Source organism: Alishewanella longhuensis (assembly GCF_014653435.1).
Taxonomy (GTDB): domain Bacteria; phylum Pseudomonadota; class Gammaproteobacteria; order Enterobacterales; family Alteromonadaceae; genus Alishewanella; species Alishewanella longhuensis.
Map to the genome: position 1 here is coordinate 1 of NZ_BNAO01000006.1, position 674 is coordinate 674.

A 674-nucleotide genomic window follows, 5' to 3' on the forward strand; every position below is an offset into this window, starting at 1 on the left:
GATTAATGGATAAAACTAAAGAGTAGTGGATCACTTTTAGATTGTTGGGGTGGATCACTATTGGATTGTTGTTGACACGTAAGTGGTTTCCTGCTATCGACAACAGCCTGTGCAATCGTTCTATGAAGGCCGTTCATATCATCAATACTTGTATATTCTTCACCATCGATTTCTTCAACGGTAAAACCATTCTTGAGATACACATTTGATAAACCGCTTTCAGTGTAATGGTACATACCAACCTCTTTAATCGATCCAAACAGTAACCAGAACTGACATAGGACTGTCATGATGATTCTTGAGCGCAACAGTCAATTCAATAACTTTGCCTGCAGCTAACCCTTTCAAGTTAAATTTCCAATCTCCATTTACTTCTGGATATGGGCCTTCTCTAAAAACTGAGGGCTTACTTTTAAGTAAGGTGATTACCTGCCCGGCAGTCACACCGCGCAAACCTTCAGGGTCAGATACCGAACAACAAGCCCGCCTTTTGCGAAAACCTTCGGGGTCAGATCTCTAAACAAAATCGGTACAATATTTATAAAGCGAAAACTTGCAAAAACAAGTTATTTAAACAATATTTAACATTATTTAACTAACTATCATCCTTATGCCGCGACAACCTCGTTTTAGCTTACCTGGATATGCGCAACATATTATTCAGCGGGGCAACA

Annotated in this window: 1 protein-coding gene; it reads right to left on the minus strand. The window is 39.5% G+C overall.

The features are described from left to right. Positions 1 to 2 precede the first annotated feature (2 nt). On the minus strand, positions 3 to 236 hold the full coding sequence (locus IE163_RS12240) for a hypothetical protein (RefSeq protein WP_229833554.1): 234 nt from the start codon (positions 234 to 236) through the stop codon (positions 3 to 5). Positions 237 to 674 lie beyond the last annotated feature (438 nt).